General features: G+C 62.7%; 21 protein-coding genes. 7 read left to right on the top strand and 14 right to left on the bottom strand.

The window, feature by feature from the left end:
* The coding region (locus APH36_RS07395) for a sulfite exporter TauE/SafE family protein (RefSeq protein ID WP_060498098.1) at positions 1 to 646 on the bottom strand (646 nt) is incomplete at its 3' end.
* A 129-nt stretch (positions 647 to 775) separates the two neighbouring features.
* Between APH36_RS07395 and APH36_RS07400 the strand changes: the two genes are divergently transcribed.
* On the top strand, positions 776 to 1522 hold the full coding sequence (locus tag APH36_RS07400) for an NRDE family protein (RefSeq protein WP_060498099.1): 747 nt from the start codon (positions 776 to 778) through the stop codon (positions 1520 to 1522).
* A 72-nt stretch (positions 1523 to 1594) separates the two neighbouring features.
* Here the strand turns inward: APH36_RS07400 and ptsP are convergent, their stop codons facing one another.
* Together ptsP and APH36_RS07410 are read right to left on the bottom strand one after the other, a co-directional pair.
* Positions 1595 to 3874 (bottom strand): phosphoenolpyruvate--protein phosphotransferase, encoded by a 2280-nt coding sequence (ptsP, locus tag APH36_RS07405; RefSeq protein WP_060498100.1) that lies wholly within the window; start codon positions 3872 to 3874, stop codon positions 1595 to 1597.
* A 22-nt stretch (positions 3875 to 3896) separates the two neighbouring features.
* The gene (locus APH36_RS07410) at positions 3897 to 4376 is read right to left on the bottom strand and encodes an RNA pyrophosphohydrolase (RefSeq protein WP_003249017.1); all 480 of its coding nucleotides are present in this window, start codon (positions 4374 to 4376) and stop codon (positions 3897 to 3899) included.
* 141 nt (positions 4377 to 4517) lie between these two features.
* Between APH36_RS07410 and APH36_RS07415 the strand changes: the two genes are divergently transcribed.
* Positions 4518 to 5174, top strand: coding sequence for an HAD family phosphatase (locus APH36_RS07415; protein ID WP_060498101.1), 657 nt, complete (start codon positions 4518 to 4520; stop codon positions 5172 to 5174).
* Positions 5175 to 5240: 66 nt separating this feature from the next.
* Here APH36_RS07415 and APH36_RS07420 read toward each other — a convergent pair whose 3' ends face one another.
* Complete coding sequence (locus APH36_RS07420; protein ID WP_060498102.1) at positions 5241 to 5666, bottom strand: DUF2269 domain-containing protein; 426 nt, start codon at positions 5664 to 5666, stop codon at positions 5241 to 5243.
* A 38-nt stretch (positions 5667 to 5704) separates the two neighbouring features.
* Positions 5705 to 7219, bottom strand: a complete 1515-nt coding sequence (gene ilvA, locus APH36_RS07425) for a threonine ammonia-lyase, biosynthetic (protein ID WP_016712558.1) — start codon at positions 7217 to 7219, stop codon at positions 5705 to 5707.
* A gap of 135 nt (positions 7220 to 7354) precedes the next feature.
* Here ilvA and rpiA point away from each other — a divergent pair, with 135 nt between their 5' ends.
* Positions 7355 to 8029, top strand: coding sequence for a ribose-5-phosphate isomerase RpiA (gene rpiA / locus APH36_RS07430; protein ID WP_060498103.1), 675 nt, complete (start codon positions 7355 to 7357; stop codon positions 8027 to 8029).
* Between the two features lie 104 nt (positions 8030 to 8133).
* Here the strand turns inward: rpiA and APH36_RS07435 are convergent, their stop codons facing one another.
* The 4 genes from APH36_RS07435 to APH36_RS07450 all read right to left on the bottom strand — a co-directional run bounded on the left by APH36_RS07435 (position 8134) and on the right by APH36_RS07450 (position 12314).
* Positions 8134 to 9036, bottom strand: coding sequence for an SdiA-regulated domain-containing protein (locus tag APH36_RS07435; protein ID WP_060498104.1), 903 nt, complete (start codon positions 9034 to 9036; stop codon positions 8134 to 8136).
* Between the two features lie 89 nt (positions 9037 to 9125).
* Positions 9126 to 10043, bottom strand: coding sequence for an SdiA-regulated domain-containing protein (locus tag APH36_RS07440; RefSeq protein WP_060498105.1), 918 nt, complete (start codon positions 10041 to 10043; stop codon positions 9126 to 9128).
* 182 nt (positions 10044 to 10225) lie between these two features.
* A complete protein-coding gene (locus APH36_RS07445) occupies positions 10226 to 10891 on the bottom strand; it encodes a fumarylacetoacetate hydrolase family protein (protein WP_060498106.1) in 666 nt (221 codons plus the stop codon).
* 25 nt (positions 10892 to 10916) lie between these two features.
* Positions 10917 to 12314 (bottom strand): FAD-binding oxidoreductase, encoded by a 1398-nt coding sequence (locus APH36_RS07450; protein WP_060498107.1) that lies wholly within the window; start codon positions 12312 to 12314, stop codon positions 10917 to 10919.
* A 171-nt stretch (positions 12315 to 12485) separates the two neighbouring features.
* On the opposite strand from APH36_RS07450, the gene serA reads away from it, so the two are divergent.
* Entirely contained in the window at positions 12486 to 13715 is a 1230-nt protein-coding gene (gene serA / locus APH36_RS07455) for a phosphoglycerate dehydrogenase (protein ID WP_060498108.1), read from the top strand.
* Between the two features lie 44 nt (positions 13716 to 13759).
* Here serA and APH36_RS07460 read toward each other — a convergent pair whose 3' ends face one another.
* Entirely contained in the window at positions 13760 to 14236 is a 477-nt protein-coding gene (locus APH36_RS07460; RefSeq protein ID WP_016712565.1) for a DUF4399 domain-containing protein, read from the bottom strand.
* 223 nt (positions 14237 to 14459) lie between these two features.
* Between APH36_RS07460 and APH36_RS07465 the strand changes: the two genes are divergently transcribed.
* Entirely contained in the window at positions 14460 to 14948 is a 489-nt protein-coding gene (locus APH36_RS07465; RefSeq protein WP_060498109.1) for a transporter substrate-binding domain-containing protein, read from the top strand.
* Positions 14949 to 15009: 61 nt separating this feature from the next.
* On the opposite strand, the gene APH36_RS07470 is transcribed toward APH36_RS07465, so the two are convergent.
* Complete coding sequence (locus APH36_RS07470; RefSeq protein WP_060498110.1) at positions 15010 to 15513, bottom strand: DUF523 domain-containing protein; 504 nt, start codon at positions 15511 to 15513, stop codon at positions 15010 to 15012.
* On the bottom strand, positions 15500 to 16132 hold the full coding sequence (locus APH36_RS07475; RefSeq protein ID WP_060498125.1) for a 2OG-Fe(II) oxygenase: 633 nt from the start codon (positions 16130 to 16132) through the stop codon (positions 15500 to 15502). Before APH36_RS07475 ends, APH36_RS07470 begins: the two co-directional genes overlap by 14 nt.
* A gap of 113 nt (positions 16133 to 16245) precedes the next feature.
* Here APH36_RS07475 and APH36_RS07480 point away from each other — a divergent pair, with 113 nt between their 5' ends.
* Entirely contained in the window at positions 16246 to 16998 is a 753-nt protein-coding gene (locus APH36_RS07480) for a DUF2059 domain-containing protein (protein ID WP_060498111.1), read from the top strand.
* On the opposite strand, the gene APH36_RS07485 is transcribed toward APH36_RS07480, so the two are convergent.
* Positions 16999 to 17925 (bottom strand): alpha/beta hydrolase, encoded by a 927-nt coding sequence (locus APH36_RS07485; protein WP_060498112.1) that lies wholly within the window; start codon positions 17923 to 17925, stop codon positions 16999 to 17001.
* A 250-nt stretch (positions 17926 to 18175) separates the two neighbouring features.
* Between APH36_RS07485 and APH36_RS07490 the strand changes: the two genes are divergently transcribed.
* Positions 18176 to 18745 (top strand): DUF6436 domain-containing protein, encoded by a 570-nt coding sequence (locus tag APH36_RS07490; protein WP_060498113.1) that lies wholly within the window; start codon positions 18176 to 18178, stop codon positions 18743 to 18745.
* Here APH36_RS07490 and APH36_RS07495 read toward each other — a convergent pair.
* A complete protein-coding gene (locus tag APH36_RS07495) occupies positions 18724 to 19290 on the bottom strand; it encodes a sugar O-acetyltransferase (protein WP_060498114.1) in 567 nt (188 codons plus the stop codon). The genes APH36_RS07490 and APH36_RS07495 overlap by 22 nt on opposite strands.
* Positions 19291 to 19375: the final 85 nt, after the last annotated feature.

Genomic DNA, 19375 nt, shown 5'->3' on the forward strand with positions numbered 1-19375 from the left:
CCGGCAGGTACACGTAGCCCAGGCTATGGGGTGGCAGGTGCTCTTCGTGCCAGCCCAGTAGCATGAAGCTCAAGGCACTGGCCACGGCAATCGGCAGGCCACAGGCCGAGGACGTGGCCACTGCCTGCTGCATGGGCAGGCTGCGCCAAGTCAGGAACGGCACGGTCAGCGAACCGCCGCCAATGCCGAAAATGGCCGAGGCCCAGCCAATCACCCCGCCCGCGCCGATCAACGCGGGCTTGCCGGGGATGCCACGGCTGGCCTTGGGCTTGAGGTCCAGGGCCATCTGCGCGGCGATGACCAGGGCAAACACGCCGATGATCTTCTGCAGCAGCGGGCCCTGGATCAGCGAGGCCGTCTTGGCACCGATGCCGGCGCCAATGAGGATGCCGAGGGTCATCCAGGCGAAGATCGGCCATTGCACGGCACCTTTGCGCTGGTGCTCGAGCACGGCGTTGATCGAGGTAAAGACGATGGTGGCCAGCGACGTGCCGACGGCCAGGTGGGTCAGCACCGAGGCATCGAAGCCCTGCAAGGTGAAGCTGAACACCAGCACCGGCACGATGATGATGCCGCCGCCCACGCCAAACAGCCCGGCCAGCACACCGGCACAGGCGCCCAACAGCAGATAGAGCACGAATTCCATTCGGCTTCCCCAGCAAAACAATCCGGCATGGTAACGGAAGCCGGGCTCAGGGCTCTAGTGAACTCTGTGACAGGATGGATCCGCCCCGCCGCTGTGGGTACAGTGGCATAAAACACAGAGGCCCGACCAATGTGCCTGATCGTATTCGCCTGGCGGCCGGGGCATGCCCTGCCGCTGATCGTCGCGGCCAACCGCGACGAGTTCTATGCCCGCCCCACCCAGGCCTTGGCGGCCTGGGAGGATGCCCTCGGCGTGCATGCCGGCCGCGACCTGGAAGCCGGTGGCACCTGGCTGGGCGTGGGGCCGCAGGGGCGCTTTGCCGCGTTGACCAATATCCGTGACCCGGGTCAGGCGGTGGGGCCGCGCTCACGGGGCGAGCTGGTGGCGGCGTATCTGAAAGGCGACTTGGGGGTCGAGGCTTACCTGGACCAGGTGGCCAGCCGCAATGGGCAGTATTCGGGGTTCAACCTGTTGGTGGGCGATGGGCAGCAGCTGGGTTACCTGCATGCCCGGGATGCCACGCCGCGCCTGCTGGAGGCGGGGGTTTACGGGCTTTCCAATGCCGGGCTGGACACGCCGTGGCCGAAGTTGGTGAAGGCGCGCCGTGGGCTGGAAGGATTGCTGGAAATGCCGGAACCGCACCGGTTGCTGGCGTTGCTGGCAGATAACGAGCCTGCGGCGGATGGTGATCTACCTGAGACAGGCGTTGGGGTAGCGACCGAGAAGTTGCTGTCGAGTGTGTTTATTGCCAGCCAGAATTATGGGACGCGGGCCAGTACGGTGCTGATTGTGGATGATCAGGGACGAAGGCAGCTGGTTGAGCGCAGCTTCGGACCATTTGGTGGGCACTTGGGGGAAGTTGAGGTGTTTGTCTGATTATTTGATGCTGCCTGCGCGGGCCTCTTCGCGGGTTTACCCGCGAAAGGGCCGGAACAGGCAACCTCACATTCAAAGTGTTTTATTGGCCCCAGGCCCAATCATCCGCGCCAACCCAAGGTTCTTCAGCGCCAGCTGCAGCGAGCTGTGGATAACCTGCGGGTTGTCATGGCTCAAGGCTTCAGCCAACAGCTCCTTGGCCTTACCCATGTTCACCTGGCGCAGCATCCACTTCACTTTCGGCAGGTTGGTGGCGTTCATCGACAAGCTGTCGAAACCCATGGCCATCAACAGGATCGCCGCCGCCGGGTCACCGGCCATCTCACCGCAGATGCTCACCGGCTTGCCTTCGCCATGGGCGTCGCGCACTACCGTGTTCAACGCTTGCAGCACCGCCGGGTGCAGGTAGTCGTAAAGGTCGGCAACCCGTGGGTTGTTGCGGTCCACCGCCAGCAGGTACTGGGTCAGGTCGTTGGACCCCACCGACAGGAAGTCCACCTGCCGCGCCAGTTCCTTGGTCTGGTACACCGCCGCTGGAATTTCCACCATCACGCCCACCGGCGGCATCGGCACATCGGTGCCTTCGTCACGCACCTCACCCCAGGCGCGGTGGATCAGGTGCAGGGCTTCTTCCAGCTCGTGGATGCCGGAGATCATCGGCAGCAGAATGCGCAGGTTGTTCAGGCCCTCGCTGGCCTTGAGCATGGCGCGGGTCTGCACCAGGAAGATTTCCGGGTGGTCGAGGGTGACGCGGATGCCGCGCCAGCCGAGGAAGGGGTTTTCTTCCTTGATCGGGAAGTACGAGAGTGCCTTGTCACCGCCAATGTCCAGGGTGCGCATGGTCACCGGCAGCGGGTGGAAGGCCGCCAGCTGCTCGCGGTAGATGGCCAGCTGCTCCTTCTCGCTGGGGAAGCGCTGGTTGATCATGAACGGCACTTCGGTACGGTACAAACCAACCCCTTCGGCGCCACGCTGCTGGGCACGGGCCACGTCGGCCAGCAAGCCGGTGTTGACCCACAGCGGCATGCGGTGGCCGTCCGGGGTGACGCAGGGCAGTTCGCGCAGGGCGTCCAGGCCCTGGGCCAGCTGGCGTTCTTCCTCGACCACGTCGCTGTACTGCTTACGCAGCACTTCGCTCGGGTTGGTAAAGACTTCCCCCTTGTAGCCATCGACAATCAGCTCGATGCCGTCGACCTTGGAATACGGCAGGTCGACCAGGCCCATCACCGTGGGGATGCCCATGGCGCGAGCCAGGATAGCAACGTGCGAGTTGCCCGAGCCCAGCACCGAGACCAGGCCAGCCAGCTTGCCTTCCGGCACTTCGCCGAGCATGGCCGGGGTCAGCTCCTCACTGACCAGGATGGTGTTGTCGGCGTACACCAGCGACTGCGAGCGGGCTTCCTGCAGGTAAGCCAACAGGCGCCGGCCCAAGTCCTTGACGTCGGAAGCGCGCTCGCGCAGGTAGTCATCGTCCATCAGCTCGAAGCGGTTGACGTGCTCGCCGACCACCTGACGTAGCGCGCCCTGGGCCCACTGGCCGGTCTTGATGACCTCGGTCACCTCACCGCCCAGGGCCGCGTCTTCGAGCATCATCAGGTACACATCGAACAACGCGCGCTCTTCCGGACGCAGCTGAGTGGCCAGCTTGGCCGACAGCTTGCGCATGTCGTCGCGCACGCCTTCAAGGGCGTTCTGGAACAGCTTGAGTTCGGCGTCGATGTCATCGACGGTCTTGTCCGGCACCACTTCCAGGTCGGCAGGTGGCAGCATCACCACCGCGCGGCCCACGGCGGCACCAGGCGAGCCTGGCACACCGACGAAGCGGGCTTCCTGGATGCCTTTACCCTGGCGGCCCAGGCCACGGATCGAACCGGTGGCCTCGGCGTGGGCGATAACCCCGGCAAGCTGGGCGCTCATGGTGACCAAGAAGGCTTCTTCGCCCTCGTCGAACTGGCGGCGCTCCTTCTGCTGGATGACCAACACCCCGACCACGCGGCGGTGGTGGATGATCGGCGCACCGAGGAAGGAGGCGAATTTTTCTTCACCGGTTTCGGCAAAGTAGCGGTAACGCGGGTGGTCGGCGGCGTTTTCCAGGTTCAGCGGCTCTTCCCGGGTACCGACCAGGCCGACCAGGCCTTCGTTGGGGGCCATGCTGACCTTGCCGATTGAGCGCTTGTTCAGGCCTTCGGTGGCCATCAGCACGAAGCGGTTGCTTTCCGGGTCGAGCAGATAGACCGAGCAGACCTGGCTGCCCATGGCCTCCTTGACGCGCAAGACAATGATCCCCAACGCCGACTTGAGATCTTTGGCGGAGTTTACTTCCTGGACGATCTTGCGCAGCGTATTGAGCATGGCTCGGGGTCGAACTCCGTCGTCAGTCGCGCGTCAGCAGACGCGGTGCTAGCTCTTTCAGGGCGCGCCGGTACACCTCGCGCTTGAATGTCACAACCTGGCCCAGCGGGTACCAATAGCTCACCCAGCGCCAGCCGTCGAATTCCGGCTTGCCGGTCAGGTCCATCCGCACCCGCTGTTCGTTGCTGACCAGGCGCAGCAGGAACCACTTCTGCTTCTGGCCGATGCACAGCGGCTGGCTGTGGGTTCGGACCAGTCGCTGGGGTAAACGATAACGCAACCAGCCGCGGGTGCAGGCAAGAATTTCCACATCATCGCGTTCAAGGCCAACTTCTTCGTTCAGCTCGCGGTACAGGGCATCTTCCGGCGTCTCGTCAGGGTTTATACCCCCCTGGGGGAACTGCCAGGCATCCTGGTTGATCCGTCGAGCCCATAGCACCTGCCCGGCATCATTCGTGAGAATGATCCCGACATTGGGGCGAAAACCATCCGGGTCGATCACGGCAGCAACCTCGCAAACGCATGTCACCGCATTGTTCCACAAAGCTTGCGAGCGCAGCAACGCGCCCGCCAAGCTTATGTGCAGCAGCGTGAAAACTCCGTATTCTGCTGGCCTACCCTGAGGCTGATACGAGTGACCGCAATGCCCCTGGCTTTATTCGACCTGGACAATACCCTCCTCGGTGGCGACAGCGACCATGCCTGGGGTGACTACCTGTGCCAGCGCGGCATCCTTGACCCGGTTGCCTACAAGCAGCGCAACGATGGCTTCTACCAGGACTACCTCAACGGCACCCTGGACCTGCAGGCCTACCTGGCCTTCTCCATGGAGATCCTGGCAGCAACGCCCAAAGCCCAGCTGGACGCATGGCACCGCGACTTCATGCGCGACTGCATCGAGCCAATCATCCTGCCCAAGGCCCTCGCCTTGCTGCAGCAACACCGTGAAGCCGGCGACCAGCTGGTGATCATTACCGCTACCAACCGCTTCGTTACCGCACCGATTGCCCGGCGCCTTGGGGTGAAGGTGTTGTTGGCGACTGAATGCGAAATGGGTGACGGTCGCTATACCGGGCGCAGTACCGATATACCGTGTTTCCGTGAAGGGAAGGTGACGCGGCTGGAGCGCTGGATGCTGGAGAACGGCTTTGATCTTGAGGACAGCTATTTCTATAGCGACTCGATGAATGATTTGCCGCTGTTGCAGCGGGTGACGCATGCGGTGGCGGTGGACCCGGACCCGAATCTTCGGGCCGAGGCTGAGGAGCGTGGGTGGCCGGTGGTTTCGCTCAGGGACTGAGTATTCCTGTTCCGGCCTCTTCGCGGGCATGCCCGCGAAGAGGCCGGAACATACAGCACAGAGTTATCAGACTGGCTTTGCGCCCATCAACCCGGCAATGGACAGGAGACAAACCCCGCTGAACACCGCCAGCGCCAGGGTAAACCTCAACCCCACCACCTCGGCCTTGCGCAGCCGGTTCAGCCGCACCAACAGCCACCACACGGCAAACGCGCCAACGGTATAGATGATGCTGGACGCCAGCACCCAGGTCTGCCCCAGCGGCCAGCCCACGAGGTGCACCAGCCACCAGCCGGTAAATGGCATGCTCACCAGGCACAGGCCCATGACCAGCCAGACAAACACCAGCGGTCGACGCAGCAGCTTGGCATAGGCCTCGGCATCGCCTTGCCTGCGGGCGCGCACGGTCCAGATCGCCAGGCCCAGAGCCCCCAGAAGCAGCAGGGCGGTGGCAATCATGTGCAAGGTCTTGAGGGTGGTCAGGTGTTCCATGTCTTCACATCCTTGAGCAATAAGCCAAGCTTAGCCGCTCAACCCAGGAACAGCTTGTACGCCGGGTTCTCGGTCTCATCCCAGTAGGGATAACCGATCTTGGCCAACGCCGCCGGCACCAGGTGGCGCTCGTCCTCCGGCACCTGCAACCCCGCCACCACACGCCCGTCAGCCGCGCCATGGTTGCGGTAATGGAACATCGAGATGTTCCAGCGCCCGCCCAGCTTGTTGAGGAAGTTGAACAGCGCCCCCGGCCGCTCGGGGAACTCGAAGCGCAGCACCATCTCATCGCTGGCACCGGCCGAATGGCCGCCGACCATGTGGCGAATGTGCAGCTTGGCCAGTTCGTTGTCGGTCAAGTCGGTAACCGGGAAGCCCTGCTCGGTCAGGTGCTGCACCAGCGCCGCTCGCGGGTCGTTTTCCGGGTGGGTCTGCACGCCGACGAAGATGTGCGCCTCGTCAGAGGTGTGCTTGCGGTAGTTGAACTCGGTGATCTGGCGCTTGCCGATGGCCTCACAGAACGCCTTGAAGCTGCCCGGGCGCTCGGGGATGGTCACGGCGATGATCGCCTCGCGCTTTTCACCCAGCTCGGCACGCTCGGCCACATGGCGCAGGCGGTCGAAGTTGACGTTGGCCCCGGAATCGATAGCCACCAGGGTCTGCCCGGTCACGCCGTACAGCTCGACATACTTCTTGATGCCCGCCACGCCCAGAGCGCCGGCAGGTTCGGTGATCGAGCGGGTATCGTCGTAGATATCCTTGATTGCCGCACAGATTTCATCAGTGCTGACCGTCACCACCTCATCCACATGGTGACGGCAGATATCGAAGGTGTGCTGGCCGATCTGGGCCACCGCCACGCCGTCGGCGAACAACCCGACCTGTGGCAACACTACGCGCTCGCCGGCCGCCATGGCCGCCTGCAGGCAGTTGGAGTCGTCCGGCTCCACGCCGATCACCTTGATTTCGGGGCGCAGGTACTTCACGTACGCAGCAATGCCGGCGATCAAGCCGCCGCCCCCCACAGGCACGAAGATCGCGTCCAGCTGGCCAGGGTGCTGGCGCAGGATTTCCATGGCCACGGTGCCCTGCCCAGCAATGGTGTGCGGGTCATCGTAGGGGTGGACGTAGACAAAGCCCTTTTCATCCACCAGCTTCAGCGAATAGGCCAGCGCCTCAGGGAACGAGTCGCCATGCAGCACCACCTTGCCACCGCGCGAACGCACACCTTCGACCTTGATCTCAGGAGTCGTCTTGGGCATCACGATGGTAGCCTTGATGCCCATCTCGCGCGCGGCCAGGGCCAGGCCTTGGGCGTGGTTGCCCGCCGAGGCGGTAACCACGCCACGGGCCAGCTCCTCCGGGCTCAGCTGGGCCAGCTTGTTGTACGCCCCACGGATCTTGAACGAGAACACCGGCTGCAGGTCTTCACGCTTGAGCAGAATCTGGTTGCCCAGGCGCTTGCTCAGCTGCCCGGCGCTCTGCAACGGGGTTTCGACGGCAACGTCATAGACGCGCGAGGTGAGGATCTTCTTGACGTACTGTTCGAGCATCGGGAAAGCATCACTGGGCCGCGGGACGAGGGCTGGGAGTCTACCCCAGCGCTACGTCGGGCGACCACAGCAAAGCCGCCCAAGCCGTTATACTAGGCAACTTTGAAAACCGCCCTGCCCCTTTTCGGAGCCCGCATGACCCAGGACCAACTCAAACAGGCCGTCGCCCAGGCCGCTGTCGACTTCATTCTGCCCAAGCTGGATGAAAAGAGCGTTGTCGGCGTCGGTACCGGTTCGACCGCCAACTTCTTCATCGACGCCCTGGCTCAGCACAAGACCGCCTTCGACGGCGCAGTCGCCAGCTCCGAAGCCACCGCGCAGCGCCTGAAAGGCCATGGTATCCCGGTCTACGAGCTGAACAGCGTCAGCGAGCTGGAGTTCTACGTGGACGGCGCCGACGAAAGCGACGCGCACCTGAACCTGATCAAAGGCGGTGGCGCGGCCCTGACCCGTGAGAAGATCGTCGCGGCCGTGGCCAAGACCTTCATCTGCATCGCCGACGGCAGCAAGCTGGTACCGGTGCTGGGCGCCTTCCCGCTGCCGGTCGAAGTGATCCCGATGGCCCGCAGCCATGTAGCTCGCCAACTGGTGAAGCTGGGCGGCGACCCGGTGTATCGCGAGGGTGTGGTGACCGACAACGGCAACGTGATCCTCGACGTGCACAACCTGCAGATCACCAACCCGGTGGAGCTTGAAGCGCAGATCAACGCCATCGTTGGCGTGGTGACCAACGGCCTGTTCGCAGCGCGGCCGGCGGATTTGCTGCTACTGGGTACCGCTGAAGGCGTGAAAGCCCTCAAGGCCGAGTAACCTTCTTCGCGGGCAAGCCCGCTCCTACAGGAATTGCGCAGGTTTCAAACCCTGTGAAGTATCTCTGGGAGCGGGCTTGCCCGCGAATAGGCCAGCACAGGCAATCAATCAGCCGGTTGTTTGAACACATAAAACAGATTCGGCTCACTGACCAGGTAGATGGTCCCCGCCTCATCCATTGCAATCCCCTCTGCCTGCGGCACCGTCGCCTGCAACCCCTGGAAGCCCTTGCGCAACGACAAGGTGCTCAGCGGCCTGCCTTCAACATCCAGCTCCAGCACCAGGCGCGATTCGTCCGAAAGCGCCAGCAAGTGCCCGCTGCGCTCATCGAACTGCAAACTCGACAAATCCCGCACAAATAGCCGCGCATCGCGTTCGCGGTCTTGCACCACATGCACCGCGTAAGGCTTTTCCGGGTTGTCATGCGGGAAGCCGTGCACCTCGTAGATCAGCATCGGATCACGCTCCTTGGCCACGAACAAGCGCTTACCCGCCGAATCGTAGGCCAGCCCCTCGAAACCCTTGTTGCCGTTCAGGCCAATGCCCAGGCTAAGCTGCTCGGCGTCACCGGCATCAAGGAACATCGTGTCGTCTTCCAGCCGTACGCGAATCAGCCGCTGTTGGCGCTCGTCGGTGATTACATAGCTGTTGGGCCCCACGTACTCCACGGCTTCCGGGTCGCCAAACCCGGTCAATGGCACGCGGCGCAGGATGCGGCCATCCAGCGACAGCTCGATCAGCTCCGAACGGGCATTGGTAACGGTGAACAGGGTCTTACGGTCGGGGTCGTAGGTCAGCGCCGAGATGTCATCATCCAGGCCTTCGACCAGCTTGGCCTCCACCACCACCCGGTAGCGGTCCAGGCCAATGCTCTGCTCGGCGGGCTGCCACCAGGTTTTTAGGTTGAACCAGCCACGCTCGAACAGGCGAAACTCCTGCCCGGCCCAGCCAAGCAGGAGTAGGCCGAGGGCGATAAGAATCAGAAACAGGCGAACAAAACGGCGCATAAGGCAGACTCGACACAGGGGTGGCGAATCTAACCATTAACGGCTGAAGCAAAGCTTAATGCCAGCGTCAGGCAAGTCCGAAGATGCTGTCAGTTTTTCTTGAAGCGATAGAACAGCGCTGGCTCACTGACCATATACAGGTTGCCCTTGTCGTCCATGGCCACGCCCTCAGCACGCGGGATGGTGCCTTCAAGCCCGTTGAAGCCGCCAAGCAAGGTCATGAAACTGACCTGCTGACCCTGTTCGTCCAGCTCCAGCAGCATGTTGGAGTCGGCCGAGAGCACCAGCAGGTGGCCGGTACGCGGGTCGACACCCAGCGCCGAGAGGTTGCGCAGGTCGAGTTCATCGCTGGGCAAAGGCTGCTTCTCACCCTTGAGCGGGCTGCGGCCATCGGTGTTCCAGGTGTACAGCTTGGGCGGGCGCTCTTCGCCGATGATCAGGCGCTGGCGCATCGGGTCCCAGGCCACGGCCTCGAAGCCCTTGTTGCTTTTCACCGACGGGCCCAGGTCGTAGCTCTGGAAGTCGTCATGGTTCAACGCCGTGGTCTGTGCATCCACCTTGACCACGGTCAGATCACGCAGGCGCTCGTCGGTGATGGCCAGGTAGCCGTCTTCCAGCACGGCAACGCCTTCCGGGTTGTTCCAGCCATTGAGCGGGATCTTGCGCAGTACATCACCCTCCAGGCTCAGCTCGACCAGGATCGGGTTCTTGCCCATGACCGCGAACAAGGTACGGGTATGTGGGTTGAAGGCCAGGTCCGAGGCTTCGTCATCGTCCATGCCTGGCAGCGGCTTGGCATCGATGTCTACCTGGTAGTCCGGCAACCACACGCTTTCGCTGCGCTGGGTGGTGCTTTCGAAGCTTTCTTTTACCCACAACGCACCGCGGTCATCCCAGTGCATGGCCACGGCCACGCCATAAGCGATCACCGCTGCCACGGCCAGGCCGAAGGGCCAGCGCAGGTAGAAGCGACGCTTGGGGGTTGCCGGGGCGGAGGGTGATGGCATGCGCGGGTCCTGGGGAAATGGGCGTAGGTCCGCGCATTATCCGGATCAAGTGTGAAAAATCGGTAAACAGGACCTGCCTCTTCGCGGGCAAGCCCGCTCCCACAGGAACTGCGCAACGCTCAAGGGCGGCGCTGTAGCTGTGGGAACGGGCGTGCCCGCGAAGAAGGCGACGCGGTTCTCGCTCAGAGCACCCGGCTTTCGAAGCGGCTTACACCCGGCAGTTCAAGCACCAGCTCATCACCCACACTGAACGGCCCCACGCCCGCCGGGGTGCCGGTGAGAATCACATCCCCCGCCTGCAACGAAAAATGCGCCGCCATGTACTGGATCATCGGCACGATCGGGTTCAGCATCATCGCGCTGTTGCCGTCCTGGCGTACTTCGCCGTTGACCGTCAGGCGCACCGGGATGTCGGTCACGTCCTCGAAGCTGCCAGCCGAGACGAACGGCGGCAGCACACAGGCGCCGTCGAAGCACTTGGCCAGCTCCCACGGCAGGCCCTTCTCTTTCAGCTTGGCCTGTACATCGCGCAGGGTCAGGTCCAGCGCCGGGGCGTAACCGGAAATGGCGTCCAGCACCTCTTCCTCGCTCGGGTGAGTCGACAGTGGCTTGCCCAGCAGCACGGCAATTTCCGCCTCATAGTGCACCGAGCCACGCTCGGCCGGGATCTTGAAGCCGCCTTCGGCCGGCACCACGCAGCTGCCTGGCTTGATGAACAGCAGCGGCTCGGTAGGGATCGGGTTGTCCAGTTCCTTGGCATGCTCGGCATAGTTACGGCCGATGCACACCACCTTGCCCAGCGGGAAGTGAATGCGTGTGCCGTCTACGTACTGGTGCTGGTAACTCATGGCCGACTCCTCTGGATACTGCTTTTTATTCAGGTGCGAAGATCTTACCCGGATTCATGATGCCGTTAGGGTCGAATACGGCCTTGATCGCCTTCATGCAGGCGATTTCTTCGGGCGAGCGGCTGTAGCCCAGGTAGTCGCGCTTGGTCATGCCCACGCCGTGCTCGGCCGAGATCGAGCCGTTGTAGCGCTTGACGATGTCGAACACCCACTTGTTGACCTTGGTACACGAGGCAAAGAAGTCATCCTTGCTCATGTGCTCGGGCTTGAGGATGTTCAGGTGCAGGTTGCCATCGCCGATGTGGCCGTACCACACCACTTCGTAGTCGGGGTAATGCTCTGCGACGATAGCGTCGATATCACGCAGGAACGCCGGCACTTTCGATACAGTGACGGAAATGTCGTTTTTGTATGGGGTCCAGTGCGAGATGGTTTCCGACAGGTACTCACGCAGCTTCCACAGGTTTTTAAGCTGCGTATCGCTCTGGCTCATCACCCCATCCAGCACCCAGCCTTGCTCGACGCAGTGCTCGAAGGTAGCCAACGCTTCATTTGCCACCTCCTCGATGCTGGCCTCGAACTCCAGCAACGCATAGAACGGGCAGTCGGTCTCGAACGGCGCTGGCACGTCGCCGCGCGCCAGGATCTTGGCCAGCCCCTTGTCGGAGAAGAACTCGAAGGCAGTCAGGTCCAGCTTGCCCTGAAAGGCATGCAGCACCGGCATGATCGAGTCGAAGTCCGGCGTGCCCAGTACCATCGCCGTGAGGTTGCGCGGTGCCCGGTCCAGCCGCATGGTGGCCTCGACCACGAAGCCCAGCGTGCCTTCGGCACCAATGAACAACTGGCGCAGATCGTAGCCGGTGGCGTTCTTGATAAGGTCCTTGTTCAACTCCAGCAGCTCGCCCTTGCCGGTGACCACTTTCAACCCGGCCACCCAGTTGCGGGTCATGCCATAGCGAATTACCTTGATCCCGCCGGCATTGGTACCGATATTGCCGCCAACCTGGCTAGATCCGCTGGAAGCGAAGTCCACTGGGTAATAAAGGCCCTGTTCTTCGGCGTAGGCCTGCAACTGACGCGTGATCACCCCCGGCTGGCAGACCACGGTGCGGTCGAAGGCATTGAAGTCGAGAATCTGGTTCATGTAGTCGAAAGAAACGACCACCTCGCCATTGGCCGCCACGGCGCCGGCCGAAAGCCCGGTACGCCCGCCAGAAGGCACCAGCGCCACCTTGTGCGCATTGGCCCAGCACACAATCGCCTGCACCTGTTCTACCGTCTTGGGGAAGACAATGGCGCTGGGCGCCGGCGGGTAATGCTTGGTCCAGTCCTTGCCATAGGCTTCGAGGGAAGCCGCGTCGGTCAGGACCTTGCCAGGGTCGACAAGGGTCATCAGTTCTTCAATTACAGCGGGGTGGGTCATCGCTGGAACTCTCGACTTATTCATAGTCACCCTGAGCACTCTTCACCTGTCGGGATAAGCTCAGATTGTGTCGCGTATGCTAGCATAGCCCTCCCGCTGTTCATGCTAAGGCTGCCCTCGCGCCTGGCATCACCCCTCGCCATTTTTTCTCCGGGATACAGGTTTACGCAGATGAGCAAGACTTCTCTCGACAAGAGCAAGATCCGGTTCCTTCTTCTTGAAGGTGTGCACCAGAACGCAGTCGATACCCTCAAGGCTGCCGGCTACACCAACATCGAATACCTCACTGGTTCGTTGCCGGAAGCCGAGCTGAAGGAAAAGATCGCCGACGCCCACTTCATCGGCATCCGTTCACGCACCCAGCTCACCGAAGAGAGCTTCGACTGCGCCAAGAAACTGGTCGCTGTTGGCTGCTTCTGCATCGGCACCAACCAGGTAGACCTGGAAGCGGCCCGCGAGCGCGGTATCGCCGTGTTCAACGCGCCGTACTCCAACACCCGTTCGGTGGCCGAGCTGGTGCTGGCCGAAGCCATCCTGCTGCTGCGCGGCATCCCTGAGAAAAACGCCTCCTGCCACCGTGGCGGCTGGATCAAGAGCGCGGCCAACTCGTTCGAGATCCGTGGTAAGAAGCTGGGCATCGTCGGCTACGGCTCGATCGGTACCCAACTGTCGGTCCTTGCCGAGAACCTGGGTATGCAGGTGTACTTCTTCGACCCGCTGACCAAGCTGCCACTGGGCAACGCCGTGCAGGTCACCAGCCTGAACGAGCTGCTGGGCCTGGCCGACATCGTTTCGCTGCACGTGCCTGAGCTGCCGTCCACCCAGTGGATGATCGGCGAGAAAGAAATCCGCTCGATGAAGAAGGGCGCGATCCTGATCAACGCCGCCCGTGGCACCGTGGTCGAGCTTGACCATCTGGCCGCCGCCATCAAGGACAAGCACCTGATCGGCGCCGCCATCGACGTATTCCCGGTCGAGCCACGCTCCAACGACGAAGAGTTCGAAAGCCCGCTGCGCGGCCTGGACAACGTGATCCTGACCCCGCACATCGGCGGTTCCACCGCCGAAGCCCAGGCCAACATCGGCCTGGAAGTGGCCGAGAAGCTGGTCAAGTACAGCGACAACGGTACCTCGGTGTCCTCGGTCAACTTCCCGGAAGTGGCCCTGCCGGCGCACCCAGGCAAGCACCGCCTGCTGCACATCCACGAAAACATCCCGGGCGTGCTCAGCGAGATCAACAAGGTGTTCGCCGAGAACGGCATCAACATCTCCGGTCAGTTCCTGCAGACCAACGAGAAAGTCGGTTACGTGGTAATCGACGTTGACGCCGAGTACTCCGACCTGGCGCAAGAGAAACTGCAACAGGTCAAGGGCACCATCCGCTCCCGCGTCCTGTTCTAAGCTTGCTGCATGAAAAAGGGAGGCCCTGGTGGCCTCCCTTTTTTTTATTTCACTTCAACCGTGATCTTCTTCGACTCGACGCTCGGCTTGAACGGCACGTGATACTGGTCACCCAGAATCAATTGCAGGGTGTGCTTGCCCGGTGTCAGGGTAATGCTGGTCTCGGTCTGCGCCTTGCCGAAGTGCAGCACCTGCGGGCCCGCCGGCAGCGCGGTGCCGGCTTCCGGCATCAAGCTGGTTGGCAGCGGCATGTCAGCCACGGGTTCTTTATCCACATCCACCAGCAAGTGGTGGTGCCCAGTGTGCGGGGTCTGGTCACCCGCTGGCTTGAGTGCCATGCCCTCGATGCCGAACTTGACGGTGAAGGTCTTGTCGACCGTGGCACCATCGGCGGGGGAAACGATGAAGACCTTGGCCTCCTTGGGCGGCTCCTGGCTCTTCAGGGCGTCTGCGGCACTGGCGAACACCGACGCTCCCATCAGCAGACCGGCAACGGCAGCACGCGAAAATAGGCTGTTCATTCACTTCTCCTGTGATTCACTTATTGACCGCAGCCTGGGATCCAACGGCAGCGGTAGTTCACCTTAGTTGAAATATTCGCCAAGGTGTTCACATTGCCTGACAGAAATATTTCCGTCAGGGTTAAACAATGCCGAGGCTTCAAGGTCATAGGCTGCGCTCGATCACGGCGAGGAAGAAAGCCGTGGCGAAAGTTATTCATCTGCTGAAAGAAAAGGGGCATTCATGCGTTCGACCATAGGGGTACTGCTGGCAGTACTGATCAGTCCATTGGCCCAGGCGGAGCTGATAGACGAAGTCGCCGACCGGGGCGAACTGCGCATTGCGGTACAGGCCGACAACTCACCGTACGCCTTCAAGCAAGACGACCACCTGACGGGGTTCGACATCGAATTTGGCCAGGACCTGGCCCGGGAGCTGGACTTGCGCGCCGAATTCGTCGAAGCCCCGGCCGCCGAAGTGCTGAGCGGTGTCGAGAGTGGCAAATATGACGTTGCGCTCACCCCATCGACCGATGCGCCAAAGGGCGACGGCCCACTCGATGTGAGCCTGCCGATTGGCGAAAAGAAGCTGGTGATTCCGTTCCAGAAGGACAACCCGGCTTTCGAAAGTGCCGTAAACAATGCACTGCAACGCTTGAAGGACAGTGGCCGCACTGCCGAGCTTGAACAGAAGTGGTTCACGGGTGTGCAGGAGACTGCGGCCGGGCAGTGAGGTTTTTTACCGCCTGCACTGGCCTCTTCGCGGGCTTGCCCGCGAAGAGGCCGGGACTGGCTTACACCGAAAGCTCAGCCAAAGCCCGTTCCGCCTCATACAGCTCCAGCTCACTGAACACCCGCACCCCCGCCCGCCGCAGCAACGCCGTGGTCACCCCTTCACCCGCCACCTTCACACCGCTGAACGTGCCGTCATAGGTCAACCGGTTGCCACACGAAGGGCTACCAGACTTGAGCACCGCCACGCGGATGCCATGTCGCCGCACCAGCTCCAGCGCCAACTGCGCCCCGGTCAGAAACGCGCCACTGACATCTTCGCCCGTCACCGTCAGCACCTGCGCGCTGCCATCAAGCACTGCACCACCCTGCCCGCCCGGAATCTCTGCTGGCGGGCGCGGCGTCGGCAAGCCACCTGCCACCTCCGGGCACAACGGCACCACGCGCCCTTCGGCCTGCCACTGCTGCAACAGGTTTGGGTGCCCGCTGGCCCGGCCGTCATAGCGCACCGGTTGCCCCAGCAGGCAAGCGCTGACCAGCACCTTGGGCAAATCAGAACAGGTCATTGCCACGGCGCCGGAACCAACCGGTCAACGACAGCCGCTCGCGCCCGGCTGGCAGCACCTCATGGGGCACTTCACCCGAAAGGAATACCACCAGGCAACCCGCCACAGGCTCAACGTCGTGCTCGATGCCATCGGCCAGGAACATGCGCAACTGGCCGCCGTCCTCAGGCTGCCAGCCTTCATTCAGGTACAGCACGGCCGACACCATGCGCCGGTCATCGTCGCGGAAGCGGTCCAGGTGCCGGCGATAGAAGGCCCCCGGCGGATACAAGGCAAAATGGCACTCGAAATCTTCCAGGCCCAGGAACAGCCCCTGGTTGATGACCAGGCGCAACTGGTCCATGGCCGCCAAGTACTGGTCGCAGGCCTCGGCCTGCCCAGGGTCGATCCACTGGATATGGTCGCCACGGATGGCCTCGCGCACCTCTTGGGCAACCCCGCGTCCAACCCCTGCGGGGTTAAGCTCCCCTTCGGCATCACGGCGCCGGCATTCGGCCGCCAGCGCGCGCACCAGGTCGGCAGGCAAAAACAGCGCCTGCTGGGACCAGCCATGGGTGGCCAGATCGTCGACGACGGCCGCAAGCATCGGGTGTTCGGGGGAGTTGTGCATGGCGCGCATCATATCCATTCGCCATGCCGGCGCACAGCGCCACTTGGCCGAGAAACACGCGGATATCTCGACAAACCGCCGCCCGGCCAAGGACAATAGCCACCTGCCGACAGGAGTCCTGAATGCGCCGTCTGTTTTCCCTGATTCTGCTGATGATCTGCACCATGCCTGTCTGGGCAGACAACCTGGATCAACTGTACAAGGCCGCCGGCTGGCCCGACCAGCGCGCCCACTTCAACGATGCCCTCACCGCCGCCCAGGCGCGCTACCGCAACAGTTTGCCCCCCGCCGTGTACCAGGCGCTGGTCAACAACAGCAACCAGCGCTTCCAGGCCCAGGCGGTGGACCGTCGCGCCCAGGCGCAGCTGCGCGCCACACTGGCCAATCCGGCACCGGCCCTGGCCTTTTTCCAGTCGCCGCTGGGGCGCAAGGTGGTGGCCGCCGAGCTGAAGGCCACCCGCAAGGACGAACTGGCCAAGAATGCCAAAGGCCTACCCAAGATCCAGGCCAGCGACGACCGCCTGCTGGTCATCGGCCACCTGGCCCAGGCCCTGCCTGCGCGTGAAGCCGGTGCCGAAGTCAGCCTGGCCATTGCTGGCGTGGCGGCTGACAGCCTCAGCTCGATGATCCCCGGCCTGTTCGGCGGCGGCCAGGCACAGGGCCTGCTCGACGGCCAGCGCCAGCGCCTGATGAACCAGATCGGCGAAGACCTCAACAACACCTTGCTGTATGTCTACCGCGACCTGTCCGATGCCGAGCTGGAAGCGTTCGCCACCTTTGCCGAATCAGCCGACGGCAAAGCCTACTACCAGGCAGCGCTGGCGGCTGTGCGTGCGGGCCTGGCGGTTGGCCAGAGCAGCAACGACCTGAGGTGATCAGCCCAGGCGCTGGTCGATGAAGTCGAAGTACCGCTGGCGAATGCCCGGCAGCTCGTTGGCCAGGTGGTGACGGGCCTCGGGCAGCATCAATATCTGTGGGTCGGCAAACTTGGCCTTGAGCACTTCGAGGTTGTAGGGCCAATCCACCGTGCCATCGGCCTCCCCCTGCACGATCAACGGCCGCCGCGGACTATGCGGCGCGGCTTCGATGCGCTTGACCCAGGCGATCAGCGCGCCCACCCAGGCGGTGGGCAGGCGACGCGGTTGTAGCGGGTCGGCCTCAAGGAACGGCAGGAAGGCCGGGTCATTGGTGTTTTCGCTGAAGCGCCGTTCGATGCCGTTCACAAAGTGACGCAGCACGCGATAGCTCAACTTCGACCAACGCCAGGAACAAGGCCGCACCAGCGGTGCCAACAGGATCACCTGGCCATCAATGGGGCTGCGCGCCCCCTGATGCAGCAGGTGGTCAACGGCGATGGCGCCACCGGTGCTTTGCCCGCACAGGTGCCAGGGGCGCGGCAGCTGCAGCGTGCGCGCCTGTTCGAACAACGCCTCCAGCACCTGCTGATACACCGAAAAATCACTGATGCTGGCCCGCTCGCCACTGGACAGGCCGTGGCCGGGCAGGTCGCAGCTGATCACGGCAAAACCCTGCGTGAGCGCCCAGTCGATCACATGCCGATACAGGCCCATGTGATCGTAGTAGCCGTGCAGCAGAAACAACGTCGCGGTCGGCTGCTCGGGTAGCCACACCTGCCCGACCAGGTCGAACCCCGCCGCCTGAAAGCCGCCCAGCCAGCTCTGGGCTGACACGTTCAGGCCATAGAAGCGCTGGTAGTCCTGCGCCTGCACGGACAACGGCTGGCGAGCGCTCAACGGCGCAAGGCTGGTGCGCAAGTGATCGGGGTGAAAAGCAACAGGCATCGGGTACATCCACGGCGAAGCAAGTATTGATCTGGGATATTCAGCTCTGGCCGGCGTCGTGGCAAGCTTGCTCACCTCGAACAACCAGCACCGATGTGATTGTCGGATCAACTGTCTTGCTCAAAATCTAAAAAATTGCGCGCTCACTGTGGGAGCGGGCTTGCCCGCGAACACGGGCATAGCCCGTGCCATCCACCGCGCAGTCTGCTTCGCGGGCAAGCCCGCTCCCACAAAGGGCCACCGACGCTTCATGAGTAGCCGAATCATCAAACCGTTGTGCACGGCGCTTGCTCTGACGATAGGCGCCGCCATTTTCTGGCAGGCCTACACCACCTTCCAGGCACGCTATCTGCGCCCATTCGACAACCAGACCACACTGTTCGACGGCAGCCAACTGCAACTACCTGCCGAGTTGGCCGGCCCTGGCCCGATCCGCGTGGTGCACTTCTGGGACCCGGCCTGCCCCTGCAACGTCGGCAACCAGCAACACCTGGGCGACCTGGTCAGCCAGTTCGCAGCCCAAGGCGTGACCTTCCATGTGCTGCAAAAGCCCGGTAGCCATAACCAGCTGCCCGCCAACCTCTCCGCCCTCAAGCCCATCACCAGCCTGCCCGGTAGCGAGCACCTGCCCGCCTCCCCGGCCGTGGCCATCTGGGACCGGCAAGGCCAACTGGCCTACTTCGGCCCCTACAGTGAAGGTGCGGTGTGCAACGCCAGCAACAGCTTCGTCGAGCCCATCCTCAAGGCACTGCTCGACGGCCGCCAGGTGACCGCGTCCAACACACTGGCGGTGGGCTGCTACTGCCCTTGGGCTGGCTGACGTATCCGCGCCGGGTTACCCACCACCGTCGCTCCAGCTGGCACATTTCGGGTTACCACGCTACCCGCGCCGACCACGGCGTTATCGCCAATCGTCACCCCTGGCAGGATGATCGCCGCACCGCCAATCCACACGTTGTTGCCAATGGTCACCGCCCGCCCACTCTCCAGCCCGCTGCGCCGCAGGTCAGGGTCGAGCGGGTGGTCGGCGGTGTAGATCTGCACATTGGGGCCGATCTGGCAGTCATCACCGATGCGCACCGGCATCACGTCGAGGATCACGCAGTTGAAGTTCATGAAGGTATTGCGGCCAACACTGATGTTGTAACCGTAGTCGCAATAGAACGGCGGGCGGATCACCGCGCCTTCGCCAACCTCGCCGAAATGCTCCAGCAACAGCCCATGGCGTACGTCGTTGAGCAGTTCGACGCTGCTGTTGTAGCGGTGCATCCAGTGCTTGTTGGCGATCTGCTCGGCCTGCAGTTCGGGGCAGCCAGCGTGGTAGAGCTGGCCTTTAAGCATCTTCTGTTTTTCGCTGAGTGACATGGAATCTCCTTCCCGGGGCTATGCTCTGTTCGCGAATCCGCCGATGATCGGACCACATTTTCTGCTTTGACGCACAAGGAGCTTG

This window comes from Pseudomonas sp. NBRC 111133 (assembly GCF_001320605.1).
Taxonomy (GTDB): domain Bacteria; phylum Pseudomonadota; class Gammaproteobacteria; order Pseudomonadales; family Pseudomonadaceae; genus Aquipseudomonas; species Aquipseudomonas monteilii.